At 66.6% G+C, this 16,031-nt stretch carries 18 protein-coding genes; 9 read left to right on the top strand and 9 right to left on the bottom strand.

The window, feature by feature from the left end:
* Positions 1-78: 78 nt before the first annotated feature.
* The 4 genes from NIBR502770_RS12725 to NIBR502770_RS12710 all read left to right on the top strand — a co-directional run bounded on the left by NIBR502770_RS12725 (position 79) and on the right by NIBR502770_RS12710 (position 4,128).
* The gene (locus NIBR502770_RS12725; RefSeq protein WP_141182149.1) at positions 79-1,794 is read left to right on the top strand and encodes a glycoside hydrolase family 13 protein; all 1,716 of its coding nucleotides are present in this window, start codon (positions 79-81) and stop codon (positions 1,792-1,794) included.
* Entirely contained in the window at positions 1,794-2,735 is a 942-nt protein-coding gene (locus NIBR502770_RS12720) for an aldo/keto reductase family oxidoreductase (protein WP_141183416.1), read from the top strand. The genes NIBR502770_RS12725 and NIBR502770_RS12720 overlap by 1 nt, the downstream gene beginning before the upstream one ends.
* A gap of 156 nt (positions 2,736-2,891) precedes the next feature.
* Entirely contained in the window at positions 2,892-3,755 is an 864-nt protein-coding gene (locus tag NIBR502770_RS12715) for a CoA ester lyase (protein WP_141159722.1), read from the top strand.
* Positions 3,756-3,903: 148 nt separating this feature from the next.
* Complete coding sequence (locus NIBR502770_RS12710; protein ID WP_141159723.1) at positions 3,904-4,128, top strand: DUF3188 domain-containing protein; 225 nt, start codon at positions 3,904-3,906, stop codon at positions 4,126-4,128.
* Here NIBR502770_RS12710 and NIBR502770_RS12705 read toward each other — a convergent pair.
* Positions 4,118-5,794 carry a SulP family inorganic anion transporter gene (locus NIBR502770_RS12705; protein WP_141182148.1) on the bottom strand — a complete coding sequence of 559 codons (1,677 nt, stop codon included), beginning with the start codon at positions 5,792-5,794 and terminating at the stop codon, positions 4,118-4,120. The two genes, NIBR502770_RS12710 and NIBR502770_RS12705, sit on opposite strands and share 11 nt — an antisense overlap.
* Positions 5,791-6,171 carry a metalloregulator ArsR/SmtB family transcription factor gene (locus tag NIBR502770_RS12700; protein ID WP_141159725.1) on the bottom strand — a complete coding sequence of 127 codons (381 nt, stop codon included), beginning with the start codon at positions 6,169-6,171 and terminating at the stop codon, positions 5,791-5,793. The genes NIBR502770_RS12705 and NIBR502770_RS12700 overlap by 4 nt, the downstream gene beginning before the upstream one ends.
* Positions 6,172-6,301: 130 nt before the next feature.
* Here NIBR502770_RS12700 and NIBR502770_RS12695 point away from each other — a divergent pair, with 130 nt between their 5' ends.
* From NIBR502770_RS12695 to NIBR502770_RS12675, 5 genes are read left to right on the top strand one after another with little or no spacing between them, the layout of a single operon-like run.
* The gene (locus NIBR502770_RS12695; RefSeq protein ID WP_141159726.1) at positions 6,302-6,763 is read left to right on the top strand and encodes a MaoC family dehydratase N-terminal domain-containing protein; all 462 of its coding nucleotides are present in this window, start codon (positions 6,302-6,304) and stop codon (positions 6,761-6,763) included.
* Positions 6,764-6,765: 2 nt separating this feature from the next.
* A complete protein-coding gene (locus NIBR502770_RS12690; protein WP_141182147.1) occupies positions 6,766-7,203 on the top strand; it encodes a MaoC family dehydratase in 438 nt (145 codons plus the stop codon).
* Between the two features lie 10 nt (positions 7,204-7,213).
* Positions 7,214-8,488: an MFS transporter gene (locus NIBR502770_RS12685; RefSeq protein ID WP_141182146.1), complete on the top strand. Its 1,275-nt coding sequence runs from the start codon at positions 7,214-7,216 to the stop codon at positions 8,486-8,488.
* Between the two features lie 22 nt (positions 8,489-8,510).
* Entirely contained in the window at positions 8,511-9,578 is a 1,068-nt protein-coding gene (locus tag NIBR502770_RS12680; protein WP_141182145.1) for a UDP-N-acetylmuramate dehydrogenase, read from the top strand.
* A gap of 35 nt (positions 9,579-9,613) precedes the next feature.
* A complete protein-coding gene (locus tag NIBR502770_RS12675; protein ID WP_141182144.1) occupies positions 9,614-10,717 on the top strand; it encodes a winged helix DNA-binding domain-containing protein in 1,104 nt (367 codons plus the stop codon).
* 248 nt (positions 10,718-10,965) lie between these two features.
* Here the strand turns inward: NIBR502770_RS12675 and asd are convergent, their stop codons facing one another.
* From asd to NIBR502770_RS12640, 7 genes are all read right to left on the bottom strand, one after another.
* Complete coding sequence (gene asd, locus NIBR502770_RS12670; protein ID WP_141159731.1) at positions 10,966-12,096, bottom strand: aspartate-semialdehyde dehydrogenase; 1,131 nt, start codon at positions 12,094-12,096, stop codon at positions 10,966-10,968.
* Between the two features lie 104 nt (positions 12,097-12,200).
* Positions 12,201-12,617: a hypothetical protein gene (locus NIBR502770_RS12665; protein WP_141159732.1), complete on the bottom strand. Its 417-nt coding sequence runs from the start codon at positions 12,615-12,617 to the stop codon at positions 12,201-12,203.
* A gap of 2 nt (positions 12,618-12,619) precedes the next feature.
* On the bottom strand, positions 12,620-13,264 hold the full coding sequence (locus tag NIBR502770_RS12660) for a hypothetical protein (RefSeq protein WP_141182143.1): 645 nt from the start codon (positions 13,262-13,264) through the stop codon (positions 12,620-12,622).
* A 23-nt stretch (positions 13,265-13,287) separates the two neighbouring features.
* The gene (locus NIBR502770_RS12655) at positions 13,288-14,265 is read right to left on the bottom strand and encodes a hypothetical protein (RefSeq protein WP_246857263.1); all 978 of its coding nucleotides are present in this window, start codon (positions 14,263-14,265) and stop codon (positions 13,288-13,290) included.
* Between the two features lie 120 nt (positions 14,266-14,385).
* Complete coding sequence (locus NIBR502770_RS12650; protein WP_141159734.1) at positions 14,386-14,604, bottom strand: NF038396 family protein; 219 nt, start codon at positions 14,602-14,604, stop codon at positions 14,386-14,388.
* Between the two features lie 4 nt (positions 14,605-14,608).
* Positions 14,609-15,193, bottom strand: coding sequence for a dihydrofolate reductase (locus NIBR502770_RS12645; protein ID WP_141159735.1), 585 nt, complete (start codon positions 15,191-15,193; stop codon positions 14,609-14,611).
* Positions 15,190-15,993: a thymidylate synthase gene (locus NIBR502770_RS12640; RefSeq protein ID WP_141182142.1), complete on the bottom strand. Its 804-nt coding sequence runs from the start codon at positions 15,991-15,993 to the stop codon at positions 15,190-15,192. Before NIBR502770_RS12640 ends, NIBR502770_RS12645 begins: the two co-directional genes overlap by 4 nt.
* Between the last annotated feature and the right edge of the window lie 38 nt (positions 15,994-16,031).

Here is a 16,031-nt window from a genome sequence, read left to right as displayed (position 1 = left end):
CAAAGCATCCGATAATACTTGAGGAAGTAAATTTAGATTCAATATAAATATAGCCGCACTGAAGAAAAGGGTCAGTCCTTGTCCACCACTGCCACTCTGGCAACCCTGTCCGACTCTGACCGTCTGGCCGATCCCAACTGGTGGCGCCAGGCCTCCGTCTACCAGATCTACCCCCGCAGCTTCGCCGATTCGAATGGCGACGGCATCGGCGACCTGAAGGGCATCACCGCCAAGGTCCCCTACCTGAAGACGCTGGGGATCGATGCCGTATGGCTCAGCCCGTTCTATCCCTCGGCGCTCGCCGACGGCGGCTACGACGTTGATGACTACCGCGACGTGGACCCCAAGCTGGGCACCCTGGCCGACTTCGATGAAATGGCCAAGGCGCTGCACGAAGCCGGCATCAAGCTGATCGCGGACATCGTCCCCAACCATTCCTCCAACCGCCACAAGTGGTTTCAGGAGGCCCTCGCTGCGCCCAAGGGTTCCCCGGCCCGCGACCGCTACATCTTCCGTGACGGCAAGGGCCCCAACGGCGAGTTTCCGCCGTCAGACTGGGACTCCGTGTTCGGCGGACCGGCCTGGGAGCGCATCACCGAGCCGGACGGCACCCCGGGCCAGTGGTACATGCACATCTTTGCCAAGGAGCAGCCGGACCTGAACTGGTCCAACCGCGAAATCCGTGACGACTTCCTCAAGACCCTGCGCTTCTGGTCCGACCGTGGCGTGGACGGCTTCCGCGTTGACGTGGCTCACGCCCTCACCAAGGACCTCACCGAGCCGCTCCTGTCCAAACTGGAACTCAGCGCCGCCAACACCGGCGTGGACGGATTCGACGACGGCTCGCACCCGTTCTGGGACCGGGACGAAGTGCACGAGATCTACGCCGAATGGCGCGAAGTGTTCAACGAGTACAACCCGCCGCGCACCGCCGTCGCCGAAGCCTGGGTGCACGCCACCCGCCGCGCCCGCTACGCCAGCCCCCAGGGCCTGGGCCAGGCGTTCAACTTCGACCTCCTGCAGGCCGACTTCGACGCCGCCGAATACAAGGAAATCATCACCCGCAACCTCGCCGAGGCCGCTGCCACCGGTGCCTCCTCCACCTGGGTGTTCTCCAACCACGACGTCGTCCGGCATGCCACCCGCTACGGCCTGCCCCAGGTTGCCAAGGAAAAAGCCGGCGCCAAGGGCCAGGACGGCAAGGACTGGCTGCTCGCCGGCGGCCCCAAGGACCAGCTGGACGTCGAACTGGGTGAACGCCGTGCCCGCGCCGCCACCTTGCTGATGCTGGCTGTCCCCGGATCCGCGTACCTGTACCAGGGTGAGGAACTGGGCCTGCAGGAAGTGGCCGAGATTCCCGAATCGGAACGCCAGGACCCGTCCTTCTTCCGCAACAAGGGCGTGGAAATCGGCCGTGACGGCTGCCGCGTCCCGCTGCCCTGGAAGGTGGAGGGCACGTCCTTCGGCTTCGGCGACGGCGGGTCCCACCTGCCGCAGCCGGACTGGTTCAGCAAGTATGCCGTCGAGGCCCAGGACGGGACGGAGGGCTCCACGCTGGAGCTCTACCGCAAGGCACTGAAGCTGCGCCGCGAACTGCTGACCGACGAGGACCTCGAGTGGGTGGAAAACGCCAACCCGGACGTCCTGCACTTCAAGCGCCCCAACGGGTGGCAGTCCGTGACCAACTTCGGGAACACCGCCGTCGACCTTCCCGCCGGCACGGTCCTGGTCAGCAGCGGCCCGCTGGAGGACGGCAGGCTGCCGGGCAACACCACCGCATGGCTGCGGGCCTGATGCAGGAAATCATTTACGGATGCATGGGGCTGGGCGGCAGCTGGTCTGACGAGCCACATGGAGTTGACCATGTGGAGCAAGCCGACGCTGCCGTCCAGGCCGCCGTGGACGCGGGCATCACCCTGTTCGACCATGCTGACATCTACCGGAACGGCAAGTCAGAGGCCGTGTTCGGTGAGGTCCTGGCCGCCACTCCGGGCCTCCGCGACCGGATCCGGCTGCAGACCAAGTGCGGCATCCGGCTGAACGAGCGGGGCCTGCAAACCCACTACGACCTGAGCCGGGAGGCGATCCTGGAGCGGGTCAACGGCAGCCTTCAACGGCTCCGGAGCGACTACGTGGACGTCCTCCTGCTGCACCGCCCGGACCCGCTGGCAGACCCGGCGGAGGTGGCGGCCGCCGTCGGCCAGCTCATGTCCGAGGGCAAGGTCCGGCAGCTGGGTGTGTCCAACATGTCCGCTGCGCAGATCGAGGTGCTGCAGGACCGGCTGGAAACTCCCGTGGTGGCCAACCAGCTGGAGATGAGCCTGCTGAAGCGGGCGTGGCTGGAAAGCCAGGTCCTGGTCAACCATCCGGAACACCTGGACTACAGCTTTCCGCACGGCACGCTGGAATACTGCACACGCAACAACGTCACCCTGCAGGCGTACGGATCGCTGGCGCGCGGCATCTACACCGGCGCTGAACCGGAAAGCCCCACGTCGGCCGAGGCCGCCACCGCGGAACTCGTCGCAGAACTGGCGGGGACCTACGGCACATCCGGCGAGGCCATCCTCCTGGGCTGGCTGATGAAGCATCCGGCCGGCATCGCGCCGGTCATCGGCACGGCTAATCCGGACCGGATCCGGGCCTCCGCGGACGCCGCCCGCGTGGCCCATGCCCTCACCCGCGCAGACTGGTACCGGCTCTGGGTCACCGCACGGGGCAGCAACATCCCCTGACCGTTCCGCAGCCGGTGGCGGCGGGCGCCCTGATGCATGGTCATCAGGGCGCCCGCCGCTTCCGTATCCGGTCACAACGCGTTTAGTTCGTATTGATCCTCACAAGCGGGCTGTTTTCTTCGCCGTGCCGCTTGCAGGCCGGATACTGTAGAAAGCATGACGTCTACCATCGCCGCCGAAACCGTTAGGCCGGAACGGAATATCCCCGCCGAGATCGCACGCTCCTGGCTGCTGGTCAATGCCATGAAGCCCGAGCTCTTCGACCAGTCGGCCGTGTCGCGGGCTGATTCGATCATCCTGGATATTGAAGATGCCGTAGACCCGTCGCAGAAGGACCAGGCCCGGAACAACGTCATCGACTGGCTGACCGGAGGCGGCAAGGCCTGGGTCCGGATCAACGACGCCACCAGCCCGTTCTGGGCCGACGACCTCGCCGGCCTGCGCGGTACCCCGGGGCTGCTGGGCGTCATGCTCGCCAAGACCGAATCCGCGGACCAGGTCACCGAGAGCTACCACCGCATGGACGGCAAGACCCCCGTCATCCCGCTGGTGGAATCGGCGCTCGGCATCGAGGAAGCCAACCACATCGCCAAGGCCCAGGGCGCGTTCCGCCTGGCGTTCGGCTCCGGTGACTTCCGCCGCGACACGGGCATGGCCGCCACCCCCGAGGCCATGGCGTACCCGCGGGCCAAGCTCGTCGTCGCCAGCCGCGTGGGCAACCTGCCCGGCCCCATCGATGGCCCCACCGTGGGCACCAACCACCCCATCCTGCGCGAGCAGACCGGCATCACGGTGATGATGGGCATGACCGGCAAGCTGTGCCTGGCCATCGACCAGACACCCGTGATCAACGAGGTCATCAGCCCCACGCCGTCGGACGTCGCCTGGGCCACCGACTTCATGAACGACTTCGAAGCCAACGGCCGCGTCATCCGTGACGGTTCCGACCTGCCCCGCCTGGGCCGCGCCGAGAAGATCATGAAGCTCGCGGTAGCCTTTGGGGTGCAGCCGGCGCTGTAGCGCCCCCACTACTTCAGGAGACCCCGTGACCGATACCCGCTATCTGGTCCACGGGTCTTTTGGGATGGTCCGCCTGTGGCAAGCCCGGCGGCCGACGGCGGAGCCCCGGTCCGCCGGGGGCGTTCCGGGGACTCGGTAGACTTGGACGGTGCTGAACGAATTTTGGGCCACCGCGCCCACTCGCTACAAAGTCCTGGTTTTCAGCGCGATGGGACTGATCGCCGTCGGGATCATCCTTAACCTCGTGGGCAACATCAACGGCAACCAGGCCCTGGCCATGGCATCCCTGCCCCTCATCGGGCTGGGCCTGGTCCTCCACGTCGTGGGCATCGTGGTCCGCGGCCAGGCGATCCGCAAGAACCTCAGGCGCTAGCTGCCGCCGCGTTCCGCAGGACGTGGCTGCGGGCGTGTTCCACGGCATCCGGCAGCTCCTCGAACAGGTGCTTGTGGTGCCGCAGGGAACGGATCACGCCCACGTTTGTCACCAGGTCAAGGTGGTCCGGCCGGACACCCTTGAGCAGGACGGTGATGCCGCGCAGCTCCAGTGCGGAAATGACCTCCACCAGGGCGTGGGCGCCGGTGGCGTCCAGCATCCGCAACTGGGACAGCCTGATGATGGCCACCTGCACATCCTTGACCTGGCTGATCTCCTGGAGGACGCGTTCGGCGGCGCCAAAGAACATCGCCCCATCAAGCCGGAAGAGCGCGATGTGGCCGTCCCCTTCCGCCGGTGGGCCCGGAATCTCCTCACGCTGGACACCGCTCAGGGAGGCAAAGGTCCGCAGGGCGAAGAGGGCCGCCGCGGCCAGTCCAATCTGGATGGCAACGATGAGGTCGAAGGCTACGGTGATGACGGCCGTGAGTACGAAAACGGCGGCATCTGCCCGGGTGGACCGAAGGATGGCGGTGACGGTGCGCCGCGAGACCATTCGCACGGCTGTGACCATCAGTACCCCGCCCAGTGCCGCCAGCGGGATGCGGCTGACCATTCCTGACGCCAGGTACGTGATGCCCAGCAGCACCACCGCGTGCACGGTAGCGGCCAGCCGGGTCCTGGCTCCGGACCGCACGTTCACCGCCGTCCGTGCAATCGCGCCGGTGGCTGGCATCCCGCCGAACAGGCCGGCCGCGATGGACGCCAGGCCTTGTCCCATCAGCTCGCGGTCGGGGCTGTAGGCGCCGGTAGGCCTGCCGTCCGGCCCGGCCATCCCGGCGGCCACCCGTGCCGAGAGCAGGGATTCAATGGCGGCCAGGACGGCGACGGCGACGGCGGGCATCGCCAGGCTGCCCAGGGCGGCCGGGTCCAGGGCCGGGAGGGCCGGCGCCGGCAGGGAATGCGGCAGCGGACCGATCCGCGGGACGTCCAGCTGCAGGAATTCGGCGGCGGCGGTTGCCAGGAGGACTGCGAGCAGGCTGGCCGGGATGGTGCGGAACAGCTTCTGCACCAGGACCATCACGACGGCGACTCCGGCCACCAGCGCGAGCGTGAACAGGACCGTCGGGGAGGCTGCGCCCGCTGCCGCCTCTACCGCGGCCAACAGGGTATTGTGCCCCGGAGTTCCGGACGTGCCGGTGGCCAGCGGAACCTGCTGGAGGAAGATGATGGCGGCAATGCCCAGCGTAAAGCCCTCGACCACCGGCCACGGAATGAAGGCCACGGCCCGGCCCAGGCCGCTGAATCCCAGGGCGCAGACCAGCAGCCCTGCCATCAGGGACAAGAGTGCGACGCTGCCGATGCCGTGGACCGCCACCACCGGGGCGAGTACCACCACCATGGCACCCGTGGGCCCGGATACCTGTACCGGGGACCCGCCCATGACGGCGGCCACCAGTCCGGCCACGATCGCCGTAATGAGGCCCGCCTCGGCGCCTACCCCGGAGCTGACGCCGAACGCGAGGGCCAGCGGCAACGCCACAATGCCTACGGTGATCCCTGCCAGCAGGTCGGTGCGCCACGTGCCGGCAACTCCGGCATAGTCCTTCCGCCACGGGAGGAACCGGGTGATGCTCCTTGCGGCAGTGGCCGGGGTCGCGCTCACGAGGCTTGGCCGCCGGCCAGGTGGTCCGCCGGCAGCTGCCGTGCCAACCGGAGCTGTTCGTTGGAATCGGCCAGGCTGTCCAGGAGGAACGTCCGGGCGATGGCCAGCAGCTGCGATACGCCCGGGTGGGCGAGTTGGTACGTGACCGCGTTGGCGCTGCGTACGGAGGTCACCACTTTGTGTTTCCGCAGGGTGGCCAGGTGCTGGGAGAGGTGGGAGGCCTCCAGCCCGGTCTCTGCGAGGAGATAGCTCACGGGCGCAGACTCCTGCGGTGCTGCGGCCAGCAGCTCAAGGATCCGAATCCTCGCCGGGTGGGCCAGGCCTTTGAAGAGGTTCGCTTTGATCTCATAGAGAGGTGCTTGGGCGGAAGACAGCATCCGGGGTGGCGCTCCTGTGCGCGATGGCCGCCGGATCAGGCCCCGGACAGCGAATTGATGAAATGATGAATTCATCATACCAGTGCGGTAGGGCCTTTTTGAAGGGCGTGGCAACGATAGGCTGGAATCCATGACTATCAATCCGGACCTGCAGGGCCGCAGCTACCCTGCCGCAGAGGTGTACGACGTCGGCCGCGAGAAGATCCGCGAGTTCGCCCGCGCCGTGAAGGCGACCCACCCTGCCCATTTTGACGTGGACGCAGCCAAGGCCTTGGGCCACCCAGATCTGGTGGCGCCACCCACCTTCGCCATCATCATCGCCCAGCGCGCCGACGCCCAGCTCATCGAGGACCCGGAGGCAGGCATCGACTTCTCCCGCGTGGTCCACGCCGACCAGCGCTTCACCCACCACCGGCCCATCGTTGCCGGTGACCGGCTGGTTGCCGAACTGCACGTGGACGGTGTCCGGGCCATGGGCGGCGGTGCCATGATCACCACCCGCTCCGAGATCTTCGCCCTCGGTTCCAGCGACTCGCGCGAACCCGTCACCACTACCATGTCATCCATCCTGGTCCGCGGAGAGGGACAGTAACCATGAGCCCCAGCTTCAACGAACTCAGCGCCGGCCAGGAAATCGGCAGCCGCACCATCGAGGTCACGCGCACCGACCTGGTCAAGTACGCAGGCGCCTCCGGCGACTTCAACCCCATCCACTGGAACGAGGCCTTCGCCACCGGCGTGGAACTGCCCGGGGTCATCGCCCACGGCATGTTCACCATGGGCTCGGCCGTCCAGCTGGTGACCGACTGGGCGGGTGACCCCGCCGCCGTCGTTGATTTCCAGACCCGCTTCACCAAGCCGGTCCTGGTCACCGACACCACCGGCACCGACCAGCCCGGGGCCACCATCGAGGTCAGCGGCGCCATCGGCAAGCTCGATGCCGATGCCGGCACCGCGCGCGTTGACCTCACGGTGGTCTCCGCGGGGCAGAAGGTCCTGATGAAGGCCCAGGCCCTCGTCAAGTTGTCTTGAGCTGCAACTTTTGACCACGTCCGCAGGAACCACCGCGACTGGCGCCCAGGTCTCGTCCTGGCGTAACGCCGTCGTGGTGGCCTATGGCGCCAGCGGCCTTGCCTTTGCCTCCTGGGTGTCCCGGCTGCCGGCCATCAGGGACGCACTGGACCTCACCCCGGGCAACGTCGGCGTCATTCTGCTGTGCATGACCCTGGGGTCCTTTGCCTCCGTCTCCGCCTCCGGGCTGATCGTGCTGCGGCTGGGCTCCAAGAGGACCATCCGGACCGGCAGCATCATGGTGGGTGCAGGCCTGCTGACGGCGGGTTTTGGCACAACCGTGCTGGCAAGTCCCGTGGCGACCGCCATTGGCCTGGCCATCATCGGGCTGGGCACCGGAAGCTGGAACACGGCATCCAACGTTGAAGGTGCCGCGGTGGAGCGCGCGGTGGGCAGGCACATTATGCCGCGGCTCCACGGGGCCTTCAGCTTGGGGACTGTAGCAGGCGCCGGCCTGGGTGCCCTCGCCGCCGCGGTGTCCCTGCCCGTGTTTTGGCACCTCGCGGCGGCCGGGGCCGTGGTGGCAGTTTCAGTTGCGACCGCGGCGTCCTGGTTCCGGGCAGACATCACCCCGGTGGCAGGGGAGCGCAGTTATTCCCCGGACACCTTCGGGGACCCCACCACCGGTCCCATCCCCGTGATCACCGCCGAGGCCACAGCGGACGCGCCGCTGGACAACAAGCGGAAGATCGCCCAGGCGTGGCGGGACCGGCGGACCCTGCTCCTGGGCGTCCTGGTCCTCGGCCTGGCCCTGGCCGAAGGCGCGGCAGGGGACTGGGTGGCGCTGGCACTCGCCGACGGCCACGGGCAAAGCGACGCTGCCGGGGCCGCCGGTTACGGCCTCTTTGTCACGTTCATGACCATCGGGCGCTTTGCCGGGACGGTGCTGCTGGACAAGTTTGGCAGGGTCCCCGTGATGCGGTGGTGCGCTGCCATGGCTGTGCTGGGACTGGGCGTCTTCGTCTTCGCCCCGGTGCCCTGGCTTGCGTATGGAGGACTCGCGCTGTGGGGCCTGGGCGCCTCGCTGGGCTTCCCGGTGGGCATGTCAGCCGCTGCCGACGACCCCGCAAGGGCTGCCGCCCGGGTGTCCGTGGTGTCCACCATCGGCTATGCCGCGTTCTTGTGCGGCCCTCCGCTGCTGGGGCTGCTGGCTGAGCATGTGGGCATCCTGCATTCGCTGCTGGCCGTGATGGTGATGCTTGGGGTGAGCTTTGTGCTGTCCCCGGTGGCCCGGAAGGCTGACTAGCTTTCCCTTGTATTGTTGACGGGTGACTTCCACCCTCCTTTCCGCCCTGACCACCTCCGCCGTCGGAGGCCCTGCCGGCAAGTACGTCGAGGCCCGCACCGAGGCTGAAATCATCAACGCGGTCAGCTCGGCGGATGCCGCCGGCGAACAAGTCCTCATCGTCAGCGGCGGGTCCAACCTCCTGGTGTCCGACGACGGGTTCCCCGGGACCGTCATCAGGATCGCCTCCGAGGGGTTCACGGTCAACGCAGAGGACTCCTGCGGGGGAGTGGCAGTGGTGGTGCAGGCAGGGCACAACTGGGACAAGCTGGTGGAGCACGCGGTGCTGCACGCCTGGTCCGGTATCGAGGCGTTGTCCGGCATCCCCGGCTCGACCGGTGCCACGCCGGTCCAGAACGTGGGTGCCTATGGTGCCGACGTTTCCCAGACCATCGCCGCCGTGCGTACCTGGGACCGCGAGCGGAACGCCGTGCAGACCTTCACCAACTCGGAGTTGAAGTTCGGCTACCGGGACTCCATCCTGAAGCAGGCCACCGTCAACGGCTCGCCCCGGTACGTGGTCCTCACCGTCGAATTCCAGTTGCCGCTGGGCCGGATGAGCGCGCCCATCCGGTATGCCGAGCTGGCCCGGGCCCTGGGTGTGGAAGTGGGCCAGCGCGCCTACGCCAACGATGTCCGCCGCAAAGTCCTGCGCCTGCGTGCCTCCAAGGGAATGGTGTGGGACGCCGCGGACCGGGACACTTACTCCACCGGGTCGTTCTTCACCAACCCCATTGTGGCGGCTGACGTAGCGGACAAACTGCCGGAAAACGCTCCGCGATACCCTGCCGGGCAGGACGGAATGGTGAAGCTCTCCGCGGCATGGCTCATCGACCAGGCAGGCTTCGGGAAGGGCTTCGGCCTGGAAGACGGCGGCGTGGCCGGAGGCCGCGCGTCTCTGTCCACCAAGCACACCCTGGCCATCACCAACCGTGGCTCCGCCAGCGCCGCCGACATGGTGGCTGTCGCGCGGGAGGTGCGGGCCGGCGTCGAACGCCACTTCGGCATTTCGCTGCACCCGGAGCCGCTGCTGATCGGCCTCGAACTCTAGTCCCCCCAGGGCCGCACCCGGCCTAGGATGGGCGCATGGCTGCATCTGGTGCCCTGCGTGACGGCAGGATGGTTGGCAGGCTCCGCCTGGCGTCCCAGCGGCTCGCCGGGATGGAGGCTACCTCTGTGCCGGAACTGGTCCGCTGGATGACCGCCGTGCAGGCACAGGACCTGCCCGCGGCATTGTGGGCGGTCGGGGTCCGGGTGCCAGGGGCGGGGCTCTCCCAGGTACGTGCCGCCATCGATTCCGGAGCCATTGTCCGGTCCTGGCCTATGCGCGGGACGTTGCACCTCGTGGCTCCGGAGGATCTGCGCTGGATGCTGGACCTCACGGCCGAACGGCTCACCAGGAGCATCGCCGGCCGCCACCGGCAGTTGGAGATTGCGTGGGCGGACGTGGAGAAGGCCCGTGACCTGGCGCTGGACCGCATCCTGGCGGACGGCCCCATCAGCCGCGCGGCACTGTTCAAGGTGTTCGACGACGGAGGCCAGCCGACACAGGGCCAACGCGGGATCCATCTCCTGGGTTCGCTCTGCCGGCACGGCTGGCTGGTACTGGGGCCCCTGGCCGGAAACCAACAGCTGATCGCTGCGTTCGACGAATGGATCCCGGCGCCGCGGAGCCTGGAACGCGAATCCGCCCTGGCTGAGTTCCTGCTCCGCTACTTCCGCAGCCACGGGCCGGCCACCCTCCGTGACTTCGCCTGGTGGACCCAGCTGCCGTTGACCGAGGTGCGCACCGCGTTCGAGCACGTCCGGCGCGAGCTGGTGGAGCTGGAGTTCGAGGGGACCAGCTACTGGCTGTCCCCGGAGGTGGCGGCCTTGGTGGGCTCCAGTGTGCCCGGGGCCCGGTCCGTCCACCTGCTGCCCGGTTTCGATGAGTTTGTCCTGGGTTACACCGAGCGCAAAGTCGTCCTGGCGCCGGAGCATTTCGACCTGATCGTGCCCGGCGGCAACGGTGTCTTCAAGAAGACAGTGGTTGCCGCGGGCAGGGTGGTTGGCACCTGGGCGTTGCAGGGATCGGGGCCGGGTGCCGTCGTCGTGCCCGAACTCTTCGATGAAGTCCGGCCGCTGGGTCCCGCCGCGCAGGCAGCCCTGGCCAAGGCCGCCCGGCGTTACACGGCGTTCCTTGCCGCATAACCGGCCCTGCCCCGCATAACCGGTGCCGGGCAGCAACGGTTGTGCGGGAACGGGCCGCTCAGGCTACCGACAATCCACATGGCGGTGGGGTCTTCCGGCTGCACTGGAATCACTTGGACCGGCCCGGGGAGCTCCGTGCCCGGCTGGCGGCGTTCCTCGGACAGCCCGGAACACACAAACGGCCCCTGCCCGCATGAACGGCGCCGGGGAGCAGCGTTCATGCGGGCAGGGGCCGCTCGTGGGGCAAGTTACAGGGTGCCGGTGGCGATGTTGAGCATGCGGCGCAGCGGCTCGGCGGCGCCCCAGAGGAGCTGGTCGCCCACGGTGAAGGCACTGATGTACTGCGGGCCCATTTCCATCTTGCGGATGCGGCCCACCGGGATGTCCAGGGTGCCGGAAGCGGCAACCGGCGTCAGGTCCGCCATGGAGGCTTCCTTGGTGTTGGGAACCACCTTGGCCCACTGGTTGTCCTCGTCCAGCAGCTTCTCGATCTCGGCGACGGACAGGTCTTCGCGGAGCTTCAGGGTCAGGGCCTGGGAGTGGGAGCGCATGGCACCGATCCTGACGCAGAGGCCGTCCATGATCACATGGTTTTCCTCGGAGGTGCCCAGGATCTTGTTGGTTTCCACCCCGGCCTTCCACTCTTCCTTGGACTGCCCGTTGCCCAGGTCGGCGTCGATCCAGGGGATCAGGGAGCCGGCCAGGGGAACGCCGAACTGGGTGGCGTCGATGTCGGTGCGCTGGTGGGCCAGGACCTTGCGGTCGATGTCCAGGATGGCCGACGCCGGGTCGTCCAGTTCCGTGCTGACCTCGGCGTTAAGCGTGCCGAACTGGCTGAGCAGCTCGCGCATGTGCCGGGCGCCGCCGCCGGAGGCAGCCTGGTAGGTCATGGAGGTTCCCCACTCGACCAGGCCGTTCTTGAACAGCCCGCCCAGGCCCATGAGCATGCAGGAAACGGTGCAGTTGCCGCCAATGAAGTCTTTGGTGCCGTTGACCAGGCCCTTGTCGATGACATCCCGGTTGATCGGGTCCAGCACGATGATCGAGTCGTCGTTCATGCGCAGGGTGGAGGCGGCGTCGATCCAGAGGCCGTCCCAACCGCGGCTGCGCAGTTCGCCGTGGACCTGCTTGGTGTAGTCCCCGCCCTGGGCGGTGACGATAATGGGCAGCTTCGCCAGGGTGTCGAGGTCGAACGCGTTCTCGAGCTTGCCGGCGCCGTCAGCGAAGGACGGCGCGGCACCTCCCGCGTTGGAGGTGGAGAAGAACACCGGGTTGATGTTGGCGAAGTCGCCCTCGTCCTGCATGCGCTGCATCAGGACGGAACCGACCATGCCGCGCCATCCGACCAGGCCGACGGAAGGGGTAGCTGCTGTAGTCATTGGTCCAGTTTAGACTTCGCATCCGGAAGGACGCAGTCGGTTACGTCACGCCCCGCCGGGCCCTCCCCGCCGAGGTGGCGGGCGCCTCGTGGCCGCCATGCGGTTCATTCACTGAGGGGTCCTGCTCCAGGTTCCGGTGCATGCCGTTCCTTCCGCAGTTTCTTGGCCCGGTACTCGTTCCTCGCCATGCCGAAGGTATACCAGGCTCCAAAAATGCCGAATGCAGTGAGGACCAGGGCGCCCCAGAACGGCTGGCCGCCGTCCGGCAGGGGCCGGAGCAGTATGACCAGGGAAAGGAGGGTCAAGAGCACCATGACGCCCGTCAGGATCCCCATACCCCACCAGGTTTGGACCTGTACGTGGCCACGGCCTGGGGAAAACCCAATTTCGTCGGCGGGGTAACTGTGCAGTTCGCCGGTGCTGGTGGTGCGCAGCACCCGCTTTTCACCCCGTGCAAGCGCGGCCTTATGTTCGGCGTGAACGGCGTCGTTGCGCCGCTCGCGGTCGCGGTCGAAGGTCACAGTCAGTCCTGACGGATGGCGCGGATTTGGTGAAGGAGGCCGGCGTCGTCCACGCCTTTGGTTTCAGCGATGTCTGCCTGTTTGGGTGTGGAGATACCAGTGGTCCATGATCCGTCGCCGCCATCCTTCACGTACAGGGTCTGTCCGGTGGGATCCTCGCGGCGGCGCAGAGTGGCGCCGCCCCCTGGGTTGCTGTCCAGGTGCTGCTTGATAACCATGAGGTTGGCTTCGGCGGCGGTAACGTCCGGCCGCTGGGCCATTGCCCACCACGTGAAGTAGGCGCGGGGCTGGAACAGCAGATGGATGTCGTCATTTTCCATGAAGACCACGCTGTCGCCCCCTTCGGCCGTCAGCAGCGAGATCTCAATGCGACGGAGGGCGGAGGAGAGCAGGGCAGCCACGGCGGCAGTGGGTCCTGACACTGAGAGGAGCCTGTCATTTTCGGCTTTGGCCAAGCCTCGGGCCACCAGTGACGACGCGCCTGCGCTCACCATGTCCGTATTGTCCAAATACCCGTCCACCCTCAGTGCTTCAGCGCTGAGGACCGCAGCGTCCCCGCCCTGGAGGCTTGCAAGGGTAACCATTTCCGCAAAGCCATATCCGATCGCATCAGGGATGGTGGCGGCTTCCGTCGCTGTCTCAGTCATCGTCCATACCTCTCGTTGTGGGCTCAGAATCCAAAGAAGTCGCCGACTTTTTCGGCGGCGTCCCCAGCGCCTTCCCAGACTTCCTTGGCACCGTCAGCGATGGACCCGCCGATGGCATTCACTGTTTCCTTGACTATGGGCACATTGTCATAGATGGCCAACGCTCCGGATGCGACCATGGCCGCCGTTCCGACAGGCGGGGGAGCAAAACTTACCACTCCCAGGCCGGCCTTGATTCCAGAGTAGACGGCGGCCCCTGTGTCGCCCTCCTTTGCGTTGTTGACGGTGTCCAAAACGTCAAGACCCACTCCGATTCCGCCCAGGGCCCTGCCACCAAATTTGAAGAACTCCGCGGCCTTGCCACCTTCGGCGAGACGCAAGGCCGTATCCCACCTGCCGTCGAACAGTTCCGAGGAAGTGTTGAAATACTGGCTCAACATGTTCGTGTTCTGGAATGCTTTTGCCACGTTCTGGAAGTCCCTGGAGAACAGGAACTCACCGAGATTGTCTGCCTTGCTAATGAAATGGGGAAGATCGAACAGTCCTGCCCGGAGGTTCGGCAACGCTTTGGTGAGGTTGTAAATGTCCCAGCCGCTGCGGAAAGGGGAGTTGGGATCCGTGAGCCAGCCCGGGCCCCACGGATCGTTGCTGCCCTGACCCGGGATTGGCGGGCGGGGACCGTTGTTGCCGGCGGGAGAGCCGTTGCCAGGTCCTCCGCCGGCGCCGGAGCCGGTGCTGGCCTTCTCCTGCTCGTCCGCGTTCCTGAGCAGGACTTTGGACTCCTGCTTCAAGCGGGCGACGGTTTGTTGAAGGAGCGTGCGGTGGTTGCTGTTCCAGTCAGACCGGAACCGCTGTGCGTCGGCGCCCTTCCAGGCTGGATTGTTGTTGATCTGACTGCTCAGCTGGGTCGACTGCTGCTGCAGCAGGTCCGCCGTCTTGCTGAACTGCTGCGCGAGGGTCCGCAGTTGCTCTACGTCGGCACCCCACAAAGTTCCTGCCACCAGGATTCCCCCCAATATTCGTTCAACAGCCCCCAGAGTGCTGCGTGCACCAGCCTAGGGCAGGAGCAGCCCGGCCGCGATGGGGCGGTCTCCCCATGCCAGCCCGCCAGTTGGCTGGAGCTAGCCTTGGTCGGACTGTTCCAGCACCGCCGCCTTCCGTGCACGCAGGGCGAAGAACGCCCCGAAAGTGAACACCTGGGTGACCACCACCAGCACGATGGCCCCGGCGATCTTGTTGCCGCCCAGGATCATGGTCAGCCCCACGATAGCGGACAGCAGTGCCAGCAGGGGCAGCAGCATATAGCCCAAAACGAACAGGGTTTCCGGTTTCTTCAGCATGTTCCTAGCCCTCGGTCCGTGACCACTTGGTGAATCGGTAGCGTGTGCCGTTGGCGGCCGTCAGCCACCCGTCCGGCGGGACGGAGGCGGTGGCCTCCCAACTGGTGCCGAGCTCCGGGGCGAACGTGTCGCCGTCGGCCTTCACATCGATGGTGGTGACCACCGCGACGTTGGCGAGGTCCGTGGACTGGCGGAAGACGTCACCGCCGCCCAGGATCCAGACTGTTTCGCCGCCGTCGACGAACTGCGACTCAAGGAGTGCGTCATCCAGGGAAGGAACCACGACGGCGCCCTCCGCCTCGGGCGTGCCGGCCCAGCTTTTCTGCCGGGTGATGACGATGTTGGTGCGTCCGGGCAGCGGCCGGTACTTGTCCGGGAAGGACAGCCAGGTCTTGCGGCCCATGATGACCGGGTGGCCGGTGGTGAGCCGGGTGAAGTGCTTGAGGTCCTCCGGCAGGTTCCAGGGCATGTCCCCGTCCTTGCCGATGACGCCGTCGGAAGTCTGGGCCCACACCAGCCCGACGCCGGTGATTGATGCGGCCAGTTCCTCGGTGAAGGACTGGGGATCAGTGAAGTTTTCGGTGCTCATACAGCGATCGGTGCCTTGATGGTGGGGTGGTGCTGGTAGCCCACCACGTCGAAGTCCTCCAGCGTGTAGTCGAAGATCGACGCGGGCTTGCGGGTGATCAACAGCCGCGGATAATCGTAGGGCTCGCGTTCCAGCTGCTTGAGGACCTGGTCCATGTGGTTCTCGTAGATGTGGACGTCCCCTCCGGTCCAGACAAACTCGCCGGGTTCGAGCCCTACCTGCTGGGCGACCATGCAGGTGAGCAATGCGTAGGAGGCGATGTTGAACGGCACACCCAGGAACATGTCAGCGGAGCGCTGGTAGAGCTGGCAGGAGAGCCTGCCGTTGGCCACGTAGAACTGGAAGAACGCGTGGCAGGGCGGGAGCGCCATGTCGTTGAGCTCGGAGACGTTCCAGGCGGACACGAGGTGCCGGCGGGAGTCCGGATTCGACTTCAGGTTCTCGATGAGTTCGGCGATCTGGTCGATGTGGCCGCCGTCCGGGGTGGGCCAGGAACGCCACTGCACGCCGTAGACCGGGCCCAGGTCGCCGTCTTCGTCGGCCCATTCATTCCAGATGGTGACGCCCTGGTCCGTCATCCACTTGATGTTGGTCTCGCCGCGCAGGAACCACAGGAGTTCCACCGCCACTGACTTGAAGTGGACCCGCTTGGTGGTGATCAGCGGAAAGCTCTTGGAGAGGTCGAAGCGGATTTGGCGCCCGAAAACGCTGGTGGTTCCGGTGCCCGTGCGGTCCGATTTATGGGTGCCGGTGGCCAGGACATCGCGCAGGAGGTCTTCATAAGGCGTTGGGATGCTCACGCCCCAAGTCTACTTTGAAAGCCTGGAGGCTCAGGGAG

Source organism: Pseudarthrobacter sp. NIBRBAC000502770, assembly GCF_006517815.1.
Lineage (GTDB): Bacteria > Actinomycetota > Actinomycetes > Actinomycetales > Micrococcaceae > Arthrobacter > Arthrobacter niigatensis.
The sequence above is the reverse complement of the archived record's forward strand: the minus strand, read 5'-3'. Positions and strand labels throughout refer to the sequence as shown.

Coding starts and splice junctions, on each gene's coding strand:
- NIBR502770_RS12720 (WP_141183416.1), top strand. CDS start 1,794: ATGCAGGAAATCATTTACGGATGCATGGGGCTGGGCGGCAGCTGGTCT.
- NIBR502770_RS12715 (WP_141159722.1), top strand. CDS start 2,892: ATGACGTCTACCATCGCCGCCGAAACCGTTAGGCCGGAACGGAATATC.
- NIBR502770_RS12700 (WP_141159725.1), bottom strand. CDS start 6,171: ATGCTGTCTTCCGCCCAAGCACCTCTCTATGAGATCAAAGCGAACCTC.
- NIBR502770_RS12695 (WP_141159726.1), top strand. CDS start 6,302: ATGACTATCAATCCGGACCTGCAGGGCCGCAGCTACCCTGCCGCAGAG.
- NIBR502770_RS12690 (WP_141182147.1), top strand. CDS start 6,766: ATGAGCCCCAGCTTCAACGAACTCAGCGCCGGCCAGGAAATCGGCAGC.
- NIBR502770_RS12675 (WP_141182144.1), top strand. CDS start 9,614: ATGGCTGCATCTGGTGCCCTGCGTGACGGCAGGATGGTTGGCAGGCTC.
- asd (WP_141159731.1), bottom strand. CDS start 12,096: ATGACTACAGCAGCTACCCCTTCCGTCGGCCTGGTCGGATGGCGCGGC.
- NIBR502770_RS12660 (WP_141182143.1), bottom strand. CDS start 13,264: ATGACTGAGACAGCGACGGAAGCCGCCACCATCCCTGATGCGATCGGA.
- NIBR502770_RS12650 (WP_141159734.1), bottom strand. CDS start 14,604: ATGCTGAAGAAACCGGAAACCCTGTTCGTTTTGGGCTATATGCTGCTG.
- NIBR502770_RS12645 (WP_141159735.1), bottom strand. CDS start 15,193: ATGAGCACCGAAAACTTCACTGATCCCCAGTCCTTCACCGAGGAACTG.